Genomic DNA, 18,196 nt, shown 5'->3' with positions numbered 1-18,196 from the left:
TGATGCCCCACCACTTTATATCCAGTCATATTTCGCAGTGCTTCACCATAGGCAGTTAGCGGGAGGCAATTAACCATGGAAATTAACGATGAGTTGTCTAAAGGTATAGTTCCAACGCGGCTCTTTTACTTTCAAACGTTTAGGTAAACTGTGTAACCAGTCACTTTGCATAGGCCAGTGCATGATCAGTAGATCGCCACTGTGCAAACTGATGCTGTACTTGGTTTGACTGTGCTTATGCTTAAGCACAAAATCCCGCGTGGCGCCTAAGGTAATAGAAGCAATATGACTCCCTTGAGCTATTTCAGGTTCATCATCACTGTGGGCGCCCATACAATCTTTACCATCGGCGTAGCGATTCACTAATACCCCATTGCTCTCCAAACCATAATCCCGCGCTAACTTATCCCTCAACTTGTGAGCATATTTAGGCCAAGGTAAGGCGCGGATAAACAGTCCTGAATATAAATAGTCGCAGCCCAAATCGCCAAACCACACTTGCTGGCGAGGAATCGCGTGAAACTGACCAAAGACTTGGATTTCAGGGCGACTTAAGGGATAGGTCAGCGCTTCTTTCATTAGCGCCGCTTGCTGCTCAGCATTAAGATAACCCCGCACTAAGGTGATAGGCGGTTTAATTTGAGCATCACCCTCTGTATCAAACCCTAACTTACCTTGCTGCATTGACGTCCTCCATGCGAGCCGTCGCACTCAACCATGAAATCTGCGATAATCTGCGCCTTAAATTTATTGGCGCAGTGTGGCACATGACAACACAATTTTCAGTAGCGGGTGTTGAACTCGAACTCTTACGGTATCCGGCTCAGCAGGAATCTAATCTTCAAGCTTGGGATGCCGCCGATGAACACTTACTCAAAAGCCTTATTGAATCAGAGCAAGCCGCCGTGCCAACCGCCATTATCAACGACAGTTTCGGCGCCTTAAGCTGCGGTTTATCTAAATTGAATCCAAGTTGGCCACTGTGTGTTGAAACCGATGCCAGAACCAGCTTTTTAGGCACAGAACAAAACCATGGCCGCAATCAGTTGCCAATGGATAATCTGCAATGGTTTACAAGCCGCGATACCTTGCCAGAAAACTTAGCCTTAGTATTGATGAAGTTGCCTAAGAACTTAAGCTACTTTGCCCACCAGCTAACGCGCTTGTCGCAAGTGTTACCCGCAGGCACTCGTGTATTAGTGGCCGCCAAATCCAAATCGATTAATGGCGCCTTACTCGACATCTTTGCTAAGCATTTAGGCCCCGCAAGCGCTAGCTTAGCGTGGAAAAACACCCGAGTGATCACCTGTGTCAGTGATGGCAAACCAAGACCATTAGCCAAAGAAGTGACTTGGGCCGTACCCGAATATCAACTTGAGATCAGCAATTTAAGTAATGTGTTTGCCGCCAACAAACTCGATATTGGCGCACGCATCATGCTAGAGAATCTGCCCAAAGGGGATTTTAAGTCGATTGTTGATCTCGGCTGTGGCAATGGCGTGCTGGGGTTACGCACCGCCCAGTTATTCCCAGAGGCTGACATTCACTTTATCGACGATTCTGAAATGGCGGTCGCATCAGCCAAGGCAAACTGGGCACGCAACCAATTGCCTGCAGATAAAGGCCACTTCTATTGGGACGATTGCATGACGCATCTGCCAGAAGAAGTGCAACCGGATCTGGTGCTGTGTAATCCGCCCTTCCATCAAGGTGAAGCCATTACCGATCATATCGCGTGGCAGATGTTTTTAGATGCCCGCCGCCGCTTAAAAGAGGGGGGGATCTTACATATCGTCGGTAACCGTCATCTGGCTTACCATGTAAAATTACAGCGCTTATTTAAGAACTGCACCACAGTCGCCTCCAACGGTAAATTTGTGATCCTGCAGGCACAGAAAAAATAACCTCATCGAAATTGACACGTTAAATGAGAGCCAGCAATGTTTGGCTCTTTTTTATACAGGGATCTTTTTATGCTGAGCAATGACATGTTGGAAAAGTAGCAGTCGGAGATTTCCTAAAAATCAACAACAACTAGCCGAAAAATACACATACAAGTACACTTCTTGCCGACAAAGGTTTATGAGTTAAGCACTTAAACACTTAGGAATGAGATATGCCGTTAAAGGATGACGTTGCCCAACTAAAAGCTGAGCTGGCACAGTTACAATCGCTGCATTTATCGCAGCAATCTTCGCTCGGTCGTCAATTAGCAGAATTCTCCACTAAGCTCGAGACCTTAAGTCAGCAAATTGCGGCTGAAGACGCCGCTGAAACCACTCTGAATATGGCAGCGAGTGCTTCATCGATTGCATCTGTGCTCACCGCCGCCGATAACGCGCCTACATTAACCTATGCGGCACAAATATCAACCCTTGAGTCCACTCCCGTAGAGCCAGCCCCAGCAGAACCCAACCCATGGCAGCAAGGCCCTATACCAACAGAATCTTGGCAAGAAGACCCTTGGCAAAGAAAAACGAAAAATACCCCGACGGAACAAGCCACTAAAACCGAACACCTTTCTCAAGCGCAAAATCAACAGCTGAGTGATGAAGTCAAATTGCAGGCAAGCGTGCAAGCGGCGAGTCAATTTGATGAGTTGTTATCCCAAGGACTCGCGGCCGTCATGGCACCCTTTGCGGCAGTCAACGAGCAAGTCAAATCTTTCTACCATCATTATCAGGCTAAGGGATTAGGACCTGTCTTTTTAATGACTGTCGCAGGGATCATCACCCTGACCTTAGGCTTTGGTTATTTACTGCAATATTCAATCAACCATTGGTTTTCAGAACTTGGCAAAGCGCTACTCGGGTTTGCCAGCGCGAACGCTATCATAGCCGGCGGGATTTTTATTCGCCAAAAACGCGCGGGCATGGCGGATTTTGGCTCAGGTATTGTCGGACTCGGACTCATACTTAATTATCTCTGCGCGTACTTTATTGGGCCGTATTTTGAGTTAATACCCAATAGCGCGAGTTTTATCTTACTGTTATTGATCACTTTGGCGGGTTATGGCCTGTCGATGCGCTTAGATGCCAAAGTGATCGCCGTGATCGCCTTAGTCGGTGGCTCAACCGCGCCTATGATGCTGTTATCCCAAAGCTATGCGCCGCTATTGTATCTGCCTTATTTACTGCTTATTGGTGCAGGCGCCCTTGCCCAGAGTCGCAAACTTAAGTGGCCGCTGCTACTGGAAATCACCGCCCTGTTGCACATAGGCTGCATCGAAACTTTTAGCCATTTCATTGAATTGCCACTCAGCGACGTTGGCGGCGTCAGTCTGCTCGCGCTTATCAGTATTAATGCGTTCTTTTATCTCTACGGCATCACAGGCCTACTATTTACCAAACCGTTTACCCATCAGGATGAAAAACATAATGCACTGAGCCATCGCATACTCCCCCTACCGATAGCATTGCTCGCCTTTGTGTTATTAGAGTTGACACAATTTACTGAGTTCGCAGGGGAAATCTTTGCGGCGAACGCACTGATTTGCGCAGCCCTCTATTGGAAGCGCACAGGCAATCTAGAAAAAGCCCGCAGCGGCTTATTGTTAGTCTTTGCAGGGAGTTTTGCGGGATTTGCCGCACTGTATTTACTCAGCCACGATTTCCTCGGATTAGTCTTACTGCTCGAAGCCTTATTACTGTTGTGGATTGGCACCAAAGAAGAACTGATATCCGTTCGCGCCGAAGCCTATGTATTGCTGCTGATGGGATTAGGGCTCAATGCGTCTAGTGTACTGACGGGCATGAGCCTTTTAGAATCAAGCTTTATCGATGGGGCGCCAATTTCTCCCTTGTCAGCTTTTGGCTTTCCACTGTTAGCACTGGCCTTAAGTTGCGCCGCCTTAGTCTTAGTGATTCGGCTATTAACACTCCATCATACGTTACTTTCGACCCTAGAAAGTCAGCTAAACAGAGTGTTAAAAGAGCTATTAAGCGGTTTTTATGTAGGGACAATTATCCTCGCGGCTTATCTTCTGAGCAGCGATTACTACCTCGCCATCTTGCCACTGGTCAGCCTATTACTGCTGTATTTAAGCGCAAAGGACAGACTCGTTCTCAGCGAGTTTGCTGCTTGGCTCTTACTATTGCCGCTGCTGTTTAAGGTTGTTGAAGGCATAACGCTCACAGGCAGTTTTAGCTTTAGTGCCCAGCCGCTTATAGCAAAACTGGCACGGTTTGAGTTATTTATCGCCCTACTCTTGGCCCATTATTGGTATCGTCGCCACTATAAAGATGCCTTATTTGCCAAAGCCGCTTATACGATGCAAATCTTCTGCTATTTGCTGCTGCCGCTTATTCTGCTGCCCAAAGTCATCCGCAACCATTGGGAATATACCGCTATTGCACTCTGGCTGAGCACCTTTATGAGCCTAGGTTTAGCCTACTTTGTTAAACATAAGAGTTTGAACATAGAAGCCAAAATCCTCACTTGGCTAGCGGTTCTGATGACAGCCTCGCAATGCCTTATTCACGCTTGGCAAGGACTCGCGGCGCTAGCCGTTGGCGCCCTGTTTATGGGCTTCACCCTGCTCCGCTACCGCCAGTTACCCGAGACATGGCGCCCCTTGCTGCAACTACAATGGCAATTGAGCCCTTATTACTTTGCACTGGTATTGGCCGTGATCGTTTATGGTTTTAATCATTCTGAGCTAGTAGGAATAGCCATGACAGCATTAGCCTTAAGTGGTTATTTTGCATTGCTAATCCAAAGAGGTGTAAGCCAAGCCTCACATAGCATGAAGTTAACCCTCGCAGCCGAAATCCAGGCCGCAATAAAGGAAAGCTACCATCTCGCCTATGGTCTCACTTTAGGCTTAGCCCTGTTGCCCATCATGTTCCATTTTGAACTAACACTCGGGCTTAATCGTGATAATGCCTCGTTTATGTTAATCGAGTTTTTATCACTGGCACTCCTAGCAAGGCTTATCTTGCAGCACGGTGCAGCAATACGCTTGCATAGACGGATCTTACCTTTACAAGGACTTAAGTGGGGTTGGCATCTGTTACTCGCCTTAAGTTACTTCATGTGGAGTTATAGCTTCGATAACATTATTGCCGCCCCACTCAGCGCGATTTTATTGGTTATCCATGGCAGTGTGTTGATGTTTATCAGCTTAAAACCACAAAATGCCGATATGATCCGCCTCGCCGCAGGGCTATTTACCTTATCGACGCTCAAGGTGCTATTACTGGATATGGCGTCCTTCGAGCTAGTACAAAAGGTGATTGCCTTTATGCTGATCGGAGTCATTTTGCTGACTGTTTCTTACTTCTATCAAAAGGCGAGAAATCGACTGCAGCAAGATTAACATCGTTTTTAAAGCACTAAAAAAGCCGCTATCGAATTGAGTCGATGGCGGCTTTTTACTGTTAATGATTTAATAAAGCGATGAGATATCAGCTATTCGATATGGGCTACTCAATAAGAACTATTTGCTAACCAGTGCCTTATCAAGCGCCTGCGCCACATCGTTAATGATGTCGTCGATATGCTCAATCCCAACCGAGATACGGATAAGATCCTCTGACACACCCGCCCTTGCGAGTTCATCGGCATCGAGCTGTCTGTGCGTAGTGCTCGCAGGGTGACAGGCCAAGGATTTAGCATCCCCAATGTTCACTAAACGCAGGATCATCTGCAGTGCATCGATAAAACGTCCGCCAGCAAGCTTACCTTCTTCTGCTGTGACCGCTTTAATCCCAAAGCTGATGATCCCAGAAGCTTTTCCGCCAGTGATCTTGTGGCAATTATCCTGATAAGGGCTGCTCGGCAAGGCGCCGTAGTTCACCCAACTGACCGCAGGATGCAACACTAAATACTCGGCTAATGCTAGCGCATTCGAGCAATGGCGCTCCATTCTAAGGCTTAAGGTTTCAAGGCCTTGCAACAGTAAAAATGCACTGTGCGGTGACAGTGCGGCGCCAGTATTACGCAGCGGTACTACACGGCAACGACCAATAAATGCAGCAGGACCAAAGGCTTCGGTGTAAACCACGCCGTGGTAGGAAGGATCGGCTTGATTGAGTAAGGCAAATCTTTCCTTATTCGCCACCCAATCGAACTTGCCTGAATCGATAATCACCCCGCCAATCGTTGTTCCATGGCCACCAATGTATTTAGTTAAAGAGTGGATAACGATATCGGCGCCATGCTCAAAGGGGCGACATAACACTGGAGTCGCGACCGTATTATCGACAATTAAAGGCACGCCATGTTTATGGGCAATCTCGGCTAAACGCTGTAAATCGACAATATTGCCGGCTGGATTACCAATCGATTCGCAGAACAAGGCCTTAGTTTTGTCATCGATCAGCTCATCGAGGCCTTCAAAATCATCGAAAGCCGCCATACGCACTTCAACGCCTTGGCGCGGCAGCGTATGGGCAAACAGATTATAGGTGCCGCCATAGAGCTGACTGGTGCTGACAATGTTATCGCCAACTTGAGTCAGGGCTTGGATCGCATAGGTAATCGCCGCCATACCTGATGCCACGGCCAGCGCACCTATGCCGCCTTCAATGGCTGCCAGACGTTGCTCTAGCACGCTAGTCGTAGGATTCATTATCCGTGTATAAATATTACCAGCGACTTTTAAGTCAAATAAATCAGCACCATGCTGGGTATCATCGAAGGTATAAGAGGTCGTTTGATAGATAGGTACTGCGGCCGCCTTCGTGGTCGCTTCTGACTCATAACCGTGGTGTAATGCCAGTGACTCTAATTTCATTTTCCCTTCCTTATCCGTAGCAGCCCAGTATTCAATCGACATTTAGAATTGCACAAGATTTGTGCATGCTCAACAAGCTAACAGATAGACATCTAGAAGTCTAAAACTTTTTAGCCACAGCCTTTAACTTCGGCGCGAATAGTTACGGATAAGTTCGGCCAGCACCACGACCGCAGAGACTATCTCTGGCGAGCACTCGTATGAGGCATTCAAACGCATAAAATGGCGGAATTCGACCTGATTACTAAAGAGATTTCCGGGTGCAATACTGATCCCACGCTCAATCGCCTGATAATAAATTTGTGTAGCGTCCATGTGTGATGGCAGCGCTAACCAGAGAAAATAGCCGCCCTGGGCGAAGTTGACCCCCACAGATTCGGGCAGATGCGCGCACAATAATTGATACATGGCCAATTTACGGCTGGCTAACTTTTTACGTAACTGTTTCAAATGCCGTTCATATTGCGCCGACTGAATAAAATCGGCGATGGCGAGCTGCATCGGCGCACTGGTCGATAACGTCGACATGACTTGTAAACGTTGTAACTGCGGTGCATGGCATCCTGCCGATACCCAGCCGACACGATAACCAGCAATCAAAGACTTAGAAAATGAGCCACAGTGCAACACCCGTCCTTCGGTATCGAAGGCTTTTACTGGCCTTGGCGCGCTAGAGTCGACATAGAGTTCTTGATAAACATCATCCTCAATCAAACTGACTTTATGCTCATTTAGTAGCTGATAAAGCGCCTGTTTTTTAGCATCCGATAAGCTGCAACCTAAGGGATTTTGATGTTGGCTCATCAACCAGCAGGCTTTCACTGGATAGGTATTTAACACTTCTGCCAGCGCCTCAAGATCAATCCCCTGTTGTGGATCGGTAGCAACCGCAATCGCCCTGAGTTTAAGCCGTTCAATGGCTTGCATCGCGCCATAAAAGGTCGGTGATTCAATGACAACCCAATCACCCGCTTGAGTCAGCGTCGCTAAGCTCAAGTTGAGCGCCTCCATGGCACCCGAGGTAATGATGATTTCGTCGGGCGAAATGCTCATGCCCAATTTGGCATAACGTTGGGAAATAGCCTTACGCAATCCCGCATTGCCTGGCGGTAAATTATCGGCGGCAAAAGAAGGTGACATGTGCCGAGTCACCTTAACCAAAGATCGCGCCAGTGCTTGTTGTGGGAATAAACTAGGATCGGGAAATCCTGAGCCAAAGGGCACTATGTCCGCCTGCTTTGAAGCCTGCAGCACATTGAAGACAAACTCATTAATATCCACACTATCGGAAAGATAAATCGGCTTTTGCCGCTCGGGATAACGAAAGGCTTCTCCCTGGCGCGCGATTAATTCCGGCTTTGGCGCCACTAAATAGCCAGACTTAGCCTGCGCCGAAATCACGCCTTGGCTTTCCAATAACTGATAGGCATTGAGCACTGTCATCAGACTCAAGCCCGAATCGGCCACAGTTTGGCGCAGCGACGGCAACTTGTCCCCCGCCTGCCAGACACCTTGGGCTATTCGTGTCTTTAATTCCTGCGCTAACTGCTCGTACTTCGTCATCTGTTATAGCCAAGCCAAGATATTCTGTGTCTGTTATAGCTAGCATATCCCATGGTCTAATAGCACACAAGCTTTCACCGTCGAGCCAATTTAGGGCTCAGTGCACGCGACTAGATCAATGCCTTTGTAACGAGAAATGCCTATCGCTCGAGGAAATTATGTTTGATTTTGATGCCACAGTACTCGCTAGAATCCAATTTGCTTTTACCATCTCTTTTCACATTATTTTCCCTGCCATCACTATCGGCCTCGCCACCTATCTAGCAGTATTAGAAGGTTTATGGCTGAAAACAGCGAATGAGGTGTACCAACAACTCTATCAATTTTGGTCGAAGATTTTTGCGATTAACTTCGGCATGGGCGTGGTCTCAGGCATAGTGATGGCCTACCAATTTGGTACCCATTGGAGCGCGTTTTCCGCCTTCGCGGGCAGCGTGACTGGGCCGCTACTCACCTATGAAGTGCTTACCGCCTTCTTCCTCGAAGCGGGTTTTCTGGGGGTCATGCTATTTGGTCAGCAGAAGGTAGGCAAAAACCTGCATTTCTTTGCCACTTGTATGGTCGCCACGGGCACGATTATCTCAACCTTCTGGATCTTAGCTTCAAACAGCTGGATGCAGACGCCCCAAGGTTTTGAAATCGTGAACAATCGCGTCATTCCTGTGGATTGGTTTCAGATAGTGTTTAACCCTTCATTTCCCTATCGTTTAGCCCATATGACAGTGGCGGCCTTTATTTCATCGGCTTTCTTTGTGGGCGCATCGGCGGCTTGGCATTTACTCAAAGGAAACGACACGCCCGCGATCCGTAAGATGTTGTCTATGGCGATGTGGATGGCGTTAATTGTCGCGCCGCTGCAAGCTGTAATTGGTGATTTTCATGGTTTAAATACCCTTGAATATCAACCTGTAAAAGTCGCGGCGATGGAAGGCCATTGGCGTAATGAGGGTGACAAACCCACACCGCTTATCTTGTTTGCGATTCCCGATATGGACGCAGAGAAAAACCACTTCAGTCTCGAAATCCCAGGGCTCGCGAGCCTGATCTTAAAGCATGATTTAAGCAAACAAGTGCCAGCCTTGACTGAGTATCCCGCCGAGGACAGACCCAATGTGTTGTTAGTGTTCTGGAGTTTTAGGCTCATGGTCGGCTTTGGCTTATTGATGATTTTTGCTGGACTGTGGAGTGCTTATCTCAGGCGCAAAGGCAGCCTCTACAGCAACAAACACTTTCTGCGATTTGTATTGGTGCTCGGCCCCGCCGGATTGCTCGCCACACTAGCGGGCTGGTTCACTACCGAACTTGGCCGTCAACCTTGGGTGATCCAAGGATTGATGCGCACTCAGGATGCAGTGTCTTCCCACAGCGTTACCCACCTAAGTATCAGCCTAGGGATTTTTATCGTCAGTTACTGTGGCATCTTTGGCGTTGGTTATCGCTATATGATGCGACTCATCCGCAAAGGGCCAGATAGCGCAGCAACAAGCCATTAATTTTAATCTAGTTTTACTTATTCAATCTTAAGCATATTTAAGGGCTCACCATGGAATTCGATCTACCCTTGATTTGGTTCGGGATCATCATTTTTGCCACCTTAATGTATATCATGATGGATGGCTTTGATCTCGGCATCGGCATACTGTTTCCCTTCATTCACGATGAGGACGACAGGGATATTATGGTCAATACCGTCGCCCCCGTTTGGGATGGAAACGAAACTTGGTTAGTGCTCGGCGGCGCTAGTCTGCTCGGTGCCTTTCCCCTCGCATATGCAATAGTACTCGAAGCACTAACCATACCGCTGCTCATCATGCTGCTGGCATTGATTTTTCGCGGCGTGGCATTTGAGTTTAGATTTAAGTCGGGCGCAGAAGCTAAACCATTCTGGGATAAAGCGTTTATGTTCGGTTCTATCACGGCCACCTTTTCACAGGGCGTAGTGCTGGGGGCGTTTATCTCCGGCATTTCGGTGAGTAACCAACAATTTAGCGGCGGTAGTTTCGATTGGTTAACGCCTTTCTCACTTTTCTGTGGATTTGGCCTAATGCTGGCCTATGCTCTGCTCGGCGCAACTTGGTTAGTAAAAAAATGCCAAGGCGAGCTTAAAACGACCATGCAACAACTCGGCAGAGCACTGACCTTATGCCTGTTGATGACCATAGGTTTAGTCAGTTTATGGACCCCCTTCGTGCAACCCAATATTGCCCTGCGCTGGTTTAGTTTACCAAATTTATTCTACTTCGCCCCAGTGCCAATACTGGTATTAGCCTGCAGTTGGGCCTTGATAAAATCCCTAAATCGTGATGATAACTATCAGCCATTCCTACTCACTCTAGGGCTGATTTTCTTAGGATTTAGTGGCTTAGGTATCAGCATCTGGCCGCACATTATTCCGCCCAATATCAGCCTTTGGCAGGCAGCTGCCCCCGACAGCAGCCTGAGCTTTATGCTCGTCGGCGCCCTGATGATCATCCCGCTGATTTTGGTTTATACCTTTTGGAGCTACTACGTGTTCCGCGGCAAAGTGACCAAGGATGCAGGCTATCACTAGCCATGACTCAGATAAAAGAAGAGGCTTCCCAAAACGCGACCTAAGCTAACTTGGCTTAGGTCGCTGATTCACCTTAGATGACTTTACATATGCAGGAGATCAACATGACGACCCAAACGAAATCCCTCGCCTATCGACTCGGCTGGTTAGTGCTGATTTGGTGTACGAGCGTAAGCTGTCTGTTCCTCGTCTCTATGTGTATCAAAATACTTTTAAAAGGTGCGGGCTTAACAACCTAAGTAAATATTGACTTTAGAAGCTTATATTAAGGCTTAATTCAGTTAGTGCCCATAGCATCTAGCAACAATGCACTAGAATATTCAATGGTTGAATTAATTTGCGCCAAATTAACAAGTGCTCAGTTTACTTTACGAGTGCTAGCATTAAATTGACGAAGACTAGCCCCCAATGTGGCAAAGTTAAAAAAATGTTAAACCCAACTTTACTGTTATCAGTATATTCAGCAAGATTAGCTTAGTTAGGCTTGCTTTATATTTTTACTTGACCTATGGTATCAGCCAAGCAATTACTTATTTAGTTAATGGCAAGACCGATATACTAAATCGATATACAAAAAAATAAATAATCAATCGAATATCAACTTTTGACTGGAGATGTAACACTATGTTTAGCACTGCATTTTCATCACTATTTTCCCATGTGTTAGCTAACACATCTAGTTCAGTAAGCTCAATCCGCCTCTCGCTCAAATTCCCAGTCTAAGCCGAGCGTCACTCGCGCTCGGCAGAATTATAACTTCTTGTGAAATAAGCACAGAGTAATACTCATTTTAATTTCTATGCTTATATTTTAACTTTGTTATTTCAGAGGCGGCAATGGCATATTCTTTTTTTAGTGGTCTTTTCCAGAATTTTATTCTAAAAACTGAAACCTATTATTTACAAAACAGTTTTAATGCCTCTCTACGCCCAACGGCTTTGGCAGGCGTGATTAGTAAGCTTGAGCAGCTAAAGCATGATACGACGAGTGATAAAGTGACTGTGGGACGAGAAATTCACTTAGTTAATCTGCAGGATCAGCAAGAGTACCAAATTGAACTCGTGTATCCACCAAGGCATAAACCCAGTGCAGGACGTTTCTCTGTCATATCAGATTTAGGCGTCAGCTTACTTGGGTTATCAAAGGGCGAATTGGCAGAGGTGAGCATTTTAGGCAAACCAGTTCTGTTTATGATTAAAGATGTCAGTTTAACGAAAAAACAACCTAAAAAGTCTGTATAGGAAAAATCATTTGGGCATACTTTTTGTAAATAGCTATTGAGTATTGCTACTTGACAACATTTCAGAAAATTTTAAAGATATGATTATTAGGCTGTAAGCATTTTAAAATAAAGCATGTTCAATTCAGTGGCAACATGCTTTGAACTCGCTATTAGCGGCGGCTTATAGCGGCTTATAGCGGCATTTTCAACATAATATAATAAGAGGGAATGTTATTTTGAAGTCATTAACTGGCCGCGATATTTATTAAAGAGACACTTTAAATAAGTTTAACACTGCAATTAACGACTCTTTGCAACTATTTACGTATAAGTCATGGCAGCGCTTTAGAGTAAACAGCAAAGGGGTTAAGAGGTTTAGCACGGCGCCTCAATCGTTAAATTTATTTTTATACTCTTTATAAATAAACCGTCTCAATTAAAGCCTGAAATAAAAATTGAGCCCAACTATCGAAACCGATTTGCGGCGCGGGTTCGGATAGTAACCTTCACTTTGGAGTTTATATCTATGAGTAAAGAAAAAAACAAAAAACCGCCAATGAAAACCTTAAAAGAGAAGCGTCAAGATAAACGGAACCGCCAAAAGGCTTCCGACTAACTTATCTAACTCTGTAAAAACCTTAAATCCTCTCTTTAAATAGGCCGAAAATAGGGTGTTAATACTTTAGCACCCTATCTTATTTCACAGTTTCCCCCAATATTTTTAGTGCATCATCTAGCGCGACTTTCGCATAGGATCTCATTATCTCGCCTTTATTAAGCCTTGCTCCTTCAGCCACTCAATCACAATCGGCGGCGATACTGCTCAGGTGAGCACTGAGCATATTTTTTAAACATCACGATATAAGGCGAAGTTTGGTTATAGCCGAGCGTCAATGCCACTTCTTTGATCGCAAGTCCCTGACGTAATAGTTGTAAGGAATAGATAAACTTATGCCTTTGTCTTAGCTCAGTAAAACTCATCCCCAGAACCTCTTGGCAACGACGAGCTAAAGTACGCTCAGTGGTATGTAATTCACTGGCCCAAGATTTAAAGGTTTTCGAACTCGCAGGGTCGGCTTCAAGTGCCAACAACAACGGCTGTAACAGTTTATCTGAAACGGTGGGCAGAAATTGCGGTAGAGCTTTACCCAAGGTCAGCTGATCGAGCAAAACCTCAACCAGTCGCTTATCCGCCGCAGTGTCTGCCACAGTGACTTGCCGCTCCCGCAGATCGTTCACGATCGATTGGGCAATGGGTGTCACGGCTAAAAGACAGGTCTCTATGGGAAAAGCCGCAGCCCGCTCGGCAACTATATTCATCGAGCAATAATGAATACTGCGCCGAGTGTAACTTTCATGTTCTATCCCCGCAGGAACCCAAATCGCATATTGTGACGGCGATAAAAACCGTTGCCCTGCAGCATGTAACTCCATAATTCCACCGCTGATTAACTGCAGTTGCCCCCAAACATGTTGATGTTTTGGCGTTACCGTATTTGGCAGGAAAGCTTCATAGTTGAAGAAGATATCTGCAGCAGGCTCTTGCTCTGCCGTGAGCGGATGGTAAACCGTGCGCATTTTGATGCCCTCAAAGCTATGGTGGTCTAAAAACTCAAACGAAATCGCTAACCCAGATTACGCTTGTCCGTAGAGGAACTGACCTTGTCTGATAAGCGATATTTATATCATAACCGACCATGGATAATAGCCACTAATCTATTATCTGGATGCTCAAGTGATAAGCCATAAGCTAAGGCCAGTCACTTTAGCCAGTACCTAAAGGCAAGACCATGCTGTATTTGTTCCCCCTGTTGGCCGTATTAATTTGGGCAGGCAATTCGATAGTCAACAAGCTCTCATTTGGGATTATCGATCCTGAAGCCATAGCATTTTACCGTTGGTTTTTCGCTATGTTATTGTTAACCCCCTTTGTCGCAAGTCGCGTCTGGCAAAAACGCCAAGTGATACTACCTTTGTTACCTAAGTTCGCTACTTTGGCTTTGTTAGGTATGGTGCTAAACCAAAGTCTGGCCTATTTTGCGGCGGCTACCACCACGGCAACAAATATGGCATTAATCACCTCTCTCGTGCCTATGATCAGTCTGTTTTTAGCCGTGCCATTACTCAAGCAAAAATTATCACCGTTAGCCTTTGGTGGCACCTTAATCTCGCTATTTGGATTGATTTTTATGCTCAGTCACGGCGATATGATGAACCTTGCCATCGGCGTGACCCAAGGTGATTTACTGTTGCTCTTTAGCGCCTTTGTGTATGCGCTCTATGGCGTATTACTGAAACGCTGGCAACTGCCACTACCGACTTGGGAATCGGTTTATATTCAAGGACTCATAGCCGTATTCATGCTAACGCCACTGCTGTTTACGAGTCCCAGCATAGCGATCAGTGCCCAATCAGCACCACTGATACTTTACGCTGCTATCGCTGCCTCACTTTTAGCGCCGTGGGCTTGGATCAATGGCATAAGCAAACTCGGCGCCGATCGCACCAGCGTATTCTTTAATTTAATGCCTATTATTGCGGCGATACTGGCGGCCATCATCCTAGATGAAACCTTAGCCATTTATCATTATATTGGCGGTTCTATGGTGATTATTGGTGTCATGCTAGTGCAGATAAAACCTAAGCCTAAAGTCATCCCTACCCTAGCTTGTCCTGAATAATCCAAAGTAATGCGTCAACGCCTTGGTAACAGTGACCAAGGCGGTTTCGCTTATTTCAATGCGTACAAAATCCCATCGCAATCTGCTGCACGCAAAGGCAATTCTATAAATAACGGCTAAGCTATTTATTAAGTTATTAATGGAGATCGTCCTATGTTTAACAGTATTCGCGTTAAGTTTTCACTGATGTTTGCCATTATGGCGACAGCGCTCATTGTCATGGCAGTCACCGACGCTATGCAAAGCCGTGCTACTGTGAAACAGATGCAGGAATTTAGTCAGTTATTTAATCCCGCAATTTCGGCAATTCTCAATGCAGATCGCGACCTTTATCAAGCGCAGCTAAGTGAAGAAGTGTTACTCAGGGAAGAATTATCTGCCGATAATCGCAAAAATGAGATTGATAACTGGCAAGAGAATGTCGATCAAGCCCGTGACAGAATGGGAGAATTTAAAAAAATCCTTACAGATCACCTGCAAGTACTGCAATCAACCAATGGCTTTGAGGCGCAGTTTTCGCTCTGGTATCAAGCCTCATCAGAGGTCATTAATGCCGTTAAAAGTAATGATTTTGAACGCGCGAAACAACTCCACGAAACCAAATCCAAGCAAGAATTTAAGGCATTAAGAGATATCTACAATGCCGCGGGCGAAGCCGCCGATAACAGAGTAAAAGAGCTAGATTTACAAGCAACGGAACAGGCAACCACCCAAACCCAAATATCCTTAACGATAGCGAGCTTAGTCGCCATTGTGGCGCTGTTGATTGCCTACTTCGGCCCTAAAATTATAGTCAATGCAATTGAAGATATCACTAGCAGGATCAATGACATTGTCGATGGTGACGGTAACTTAACCCAAAGGATCCCTATCACACGTCAGGATGAAATCGGCGAGCTCGCCCATGCATTTAACTTATTTGTAGAGCAGCTACAGCAAATGGTCATCTCGATTATTGGTCAAACTAAAGATGTGAGCCAAACCGTTGAAAGCCTTGCAACTAAGTCAGCTACCACAATCAACATCAGCCATGAACAAGAGCAGTTTGTCGATACCATTGTCACAGCAGTGAATGAAATGAGTGCAGCCGTAAGAGAAGTCGCCAGTAACGCTCTTCATACTGCCACCGAAATCACTAAGGTGAATGACCAAACAGTAGAGGGTAAGAATATCCTCGCCCAGTCCGTTAATCATATTCAGCAACTGTCTGAATCAGTTAAAAATGCCGTGACTGTTATTGAAAAACTTTCAGTCAATTCTGCCAATATTGCCTCAGTGCTTGATGTGATCCGCTCAATCGCTGAGCAAACTAACCTCCTTGCCCTTAACGCGGCCATTGAAGCGGCGCGCGCTGGCGAACAGGGCCGTGGCTTTGCCGTAGTTGCCGATGAAGTACGTACACTGGCGAGTCGTACCGAAACCTCAACCCAAGATATTCAGCGCATGATTGAAGAGTTGCAACGCGGAGTAAATGATGCGGTTAAAAGCATTGAATCGGGAGCTAGCCTGACCACATCAACCGTGACCCTCGCCAGCCAGACCCAAGATGCATTAGATGAAATTCTAAACTCCACCTCTAAGGTCAGTGAGATGTCCACTCAAACGGCGACTGCAACCGAAGAGCAAACCCATGTGACCGAAGAAATTAATCGTAACTTGACCGAATTATCCGATAAAACAAGATACTGCAACTTAGTGATCCAAGAAACTCAGCAAATAGTCGTCAACACTAAAGCCATTTGCAGCAACCTACAAAAAGAAGTTGCGCGATTTAAAGTCGCTTAAGATAAATGACTAACGACACATAGTTAGCGATAAGCTATTGAAACGAAAAGAGTGCCCAATGTAGGCACTCTTTTTAATGGAAATAATACCAAGCAAAGCTTGAAGACAATAAAAGCCCACAACCGTATGCAAGTTGCAAATAACGGTAACGAAACCCAAGTTGTATCGATTCACCCGTTAAAGTGCGAATAACAGTACTAACTGCTTAACGTTAACTCACAGTAATGATTGAATTTCTAATTCAATCATCTGCAAAAGCTGTAAAACAACCAAAAGATACATCAATCAAAACTGACTAATTGCCCACCCAAGTGAGCAATTTTTTCAGCGGCCAAGTCGGGATTAAGATAGCCAGCGACTTTCGTTAACGCATCGGCGCGCCAAGCAAAAGAGGCTCTCACACTAACAATACGCTCGCTTTCAGCATCGATGTTCGTATCGGCAACATTGCCAGTTGGCAGTAATAGTGCAGGGTAATCATGACTTAAGGTTTGTGAGACCCTTGAGCTGGCGAGCGCCATATTGCTAACGCAAAGCTTTTGGCTCGCTCCTAATGGACCGCGGCACACTACATTTAAAGATGCACTGCCAAAAACTTTTAAATCGCCACCCGCATTGACCCAACCTCCGCTCACGCCAGCGCGACGCAGCTCACTCACTGCCATATCAACCGCATAACCTTTAGCTATACCATCTAAGGTTAAAATTAGCGGTCTAGCTAATCGCGCTTGATTACCTTTTATTTCAATATCTTGCCAGTCACCTTGCAATAACAATGGCATACCAAGGTAAGCAGGCAAAGCGCCGCGAGACATCATTTCGCCGCCAACGGTACAATTGAATAAGTTGTTGCTCGCCTTACCCAGCCCCTTAGCCAACTTGAGCACTCGTAAACTATCTTGGCTTAACGTTACCCAAATTCCCGGCTGCCGATTTAACTGATTTAACTCGCTGTCCTGTTGATGGAAGCTCAGCAACCGCCCAATATGGGTCACACGCGAAAAAGCCGCGCTAATAGCCGCTTCCAATGCTTTATCTTTAAGTAGTACCTCACCGCTTTGATTTGGCAGTGACTCGGCAGCGATTTCCACCAGCGTTCCGAGTAATGGCTTAGCGCGACGTATCATGATAATACCCACTGTAGTAGGAAGATCTGAGGGATCAGCAATAAACGCTTCATCCAGTTAAATTTAAACAAAGCACTAAGAGCAATTAACATAATTTGTGCGGATTCTATTAAAGTCTCTACTTCAATACAAATTGTTGCCATTAGTTTTTATGGGGATTTTAGATGCTTGAAACTGTTTTATATTTAAAAACAATAGATTGCTTATTAAGGTTTTATTAAAGTTATTTGACTTATCATTGCTATCACAACGCTGCACAAGCGAACTAAGTCAATACGTCCCCAAATGAGCCCTATTGATTAATGCCACTCATCATTTACGCTATTTATGCTGGCTTACCCACCAACAACTCAAACTAAATGGAGCAATAAATAGCCGGCTTACTCCATCACACCAGTCATCTGCTTAAATTTTACGCTATTCCATTCAGTTGAAATACACGCTAAATCAGATATAAACCCTCTAACTCAATCTAAATGAAAACAGGTAAATTATTGATTAGTAATTAAAATAAAGACTAATTTTCATCTT

At 45.6% G+C, this 18,196-nt stretch carries 13 protein-coding genes; 8 read left to right on the top strand and 5 right to left on the bottom strand.

The window, feature by feature from the left end:
- Positions 1-69: 69 nt before the first annotated feature.
- Entirely contained in the window at positions 70-684 is a 615-nt protein-coding gene (locus tag L5M11_RS10110; RefSeq protein ID WP_263185491.1) for an alpha-ketoglutarate-dependent dioxygenase AlkB family protein, read from the bottom strand.
- An 83-nt stretch (positions 685-767) separates the two neighbouring features.
- On the opposite strand from L5M11_RS10110, the gene L5M11_RS10105 reads away from it, so the two are divergent.
- Both L5M11_RS10105 and L5M11_RS10100 read left to right on the top strand, forming a co-directional pair.
- A complete protein-coding gene (locus tag L5M11_RS10105; protein WP_263185536.1) occupies positions 768-1,904 on the top strand; it encodes a methyltransferase in 1,137 nt (378 codons plus the stop codon).
- Between the two features lie 212 nt (positions 1,905-2,116).
- Positions 2,117-5,317: a DUF2339 domain-containing protein gene (locus L5M11_RS10100; protein WP_263192017.1), complete on the top strand. Its 3,201-nt coding sequence runs from the start codon at positions 2,117-2,119 to the stop codon at positions 5,315-5,317.
- 120 nt (positions 5,318-5,437) lie between these two features.
- On the opposite strand, the gene L5M11_RS10095 is transcribed toward L5M11_RS10100, so the two are convergent.
- Together L5M11_RS10095 and L5M11_RS10090 are read right to left on the bottom strand one after the other, a co-directional pair.
- Positions 5,438-6,736, bottom strand: a complete 1,299-nt coding sequence (locus L5M11_RS10095) for an O-acetylhomoserine aminocarboxypropyltransferase/cysteine synthase family protein (protein WP_263185488.1) — start codon at positions 6,734-6,736, stop codon at positions 5,438-5,440.
- A 123-nt stretch (positions 6,737-6,859) separates the two neighbouring features.
- A complete protein-coding gene (locus L5M11_RS10090) occupies positions 6,860-8,299 on the bottom strand; it encodes a PLP-dependent aminotransferase family protein (protein ID WP_263185486.1) in 1,440 nt (479 codons plus the stop codon).
- A 158-nt stretch (positions 8,300-8,457) separates the two neighbouring features.
- Here L5M11_RS10090 and L5M11_RS10085 point away from each other — a divergent pair, with 158 nt between their 5' ends.
- The 4 genes from L5M11_RS10085 to L5M11_RS10070 all read left to right on the top strand — a co-directional run bounded on the left by L5M11_RS10085 (position 8,458) and on the right by L5M11_RS10070 (position 12,091).
- Positions 8,458-9,792: a cytochrome ubiquinol oxidase subunit I gene (locus L5M11_RS10085; protein ID WP_263192016.1), complete on the top strand. Its 1,335-nt coding sequence runs from the start codon at positions 8,458-8,460 to the stop codon at positions 9,790-9,792.
- A gap of 50 nt (positions 9,793-9,842) precedes the next feature.
- Positions 9,843-10,850: a cytochrome d ubiquinol oxidase subunit II gene (gene cydB, locus L5M11_RS10080; protein ID WP_263185483.1), complete on the top strand. Its 1,008-nt coding sequence runs from the start codon at positions 9,843-9,845 to the stop codon at positions 10,848-10,850.
- A 104-nt stretch (positions 10,851-10,954) separates the two neighbouring features.
- Positions 10,955-11,089 carry a DUF2474 domain-containing protein gene (locus L5M11_RS10075; protein ID WP_105250029.1) on the top strand — a complete coding sequence of 45 codons (135 nt, stop codon included), beginning with the start codon at positions 10,955-10,957 and terminating at the stop codon, positions 11,087-11,089.
- Positions 11,090-11,686: 597 nt separating this feature from the next.
- On the top strand, positions 11,687-12,091 hold the full coding sequence (locus tag L5M11_RS10070; RefSeq protein ID WP_028759523.1) for a GreA/GreB family elongation factor: 405 nt from the start codon (positions 11,687-11,689) through the stop codon (positions 12,089-12,091).
- Positions 12,092-12,873: 782 nt separating this feature from the next.
- On the opposite strand, the gene L5M11_RS10065 is transcribed toward L5M11_RS10070, so the two are convergent.
- Entirely contained in the window at positions 12,874-13,650 is a 777-nt protein-coding gene (locus tag L5M11_RS10065; protein WP_263185482.1) for an AraC family transcriptional regulator, read from the bottom strand.
- Between the two features lie 212 nt (positions 13,651-13,862).
- Between L5M11_RS10065 and L5M11_RS10060 the strand changes: the two genes are divergently transcribed.
- Both L5M11_RS10060 and L5M11_RS10055 read left to right on the top strand, forming a co-directional pair.
- On the top strand, positions 13,863-14,753 hold the full coding sequence (locus tag L5M11_RS10060; protein WP_113939865.1) for a DMT family transporter: 891 nt from the start codon (positions 13,863-13,865) through the stop codon (positions 14,751-14,753).
- Positions 14,754-14,906: 153 nt separating this feature from the next.
- Positions 14,907-16,538, top strand: a complete 1,632-nt coding sequence (locus L5M11_RS10055; protein ID WP_212600405.1) for a methyl-accepting chemotaxis protein — start codon at positions 14,907-14,909, stop codon at positions 16,536-16,538.
- Positions 16,539-16,819: 281 nt separating this feature from the next.
- Here L5M11_RS10055 and L5M11_RS10050 read toward each other — a convergent pair whose 3' ends face one another.
- The gene (locus L5M11_RS10050) at positions 16,820-17,665 is read right to left on the bottom strand and encodes an FAD:protein FMN transferase (protein WP_263175751.1); all 846 of its coding nucleotides are present in this window, start codon (positions 17,663-17,665) and stop codon (positions 16,820-16,822) included.
- Positions 17,666-18,196: the final 531 nt, after the last annotated feature.

The sequence above is a fragment of the Shewanella sp. SM87 genome, assembly GCF_025653705.1.
Taxonomy (GTDB): Bacteria; Pseudomonadota; Gammaproteobacteria; order Enterobacterales; family Shewanellaceae; genus Shewanella; species Shewanella oncorhynchi.
This window is presented reverse-complemented; position numbering and strand designations above follow the sequence as displayed.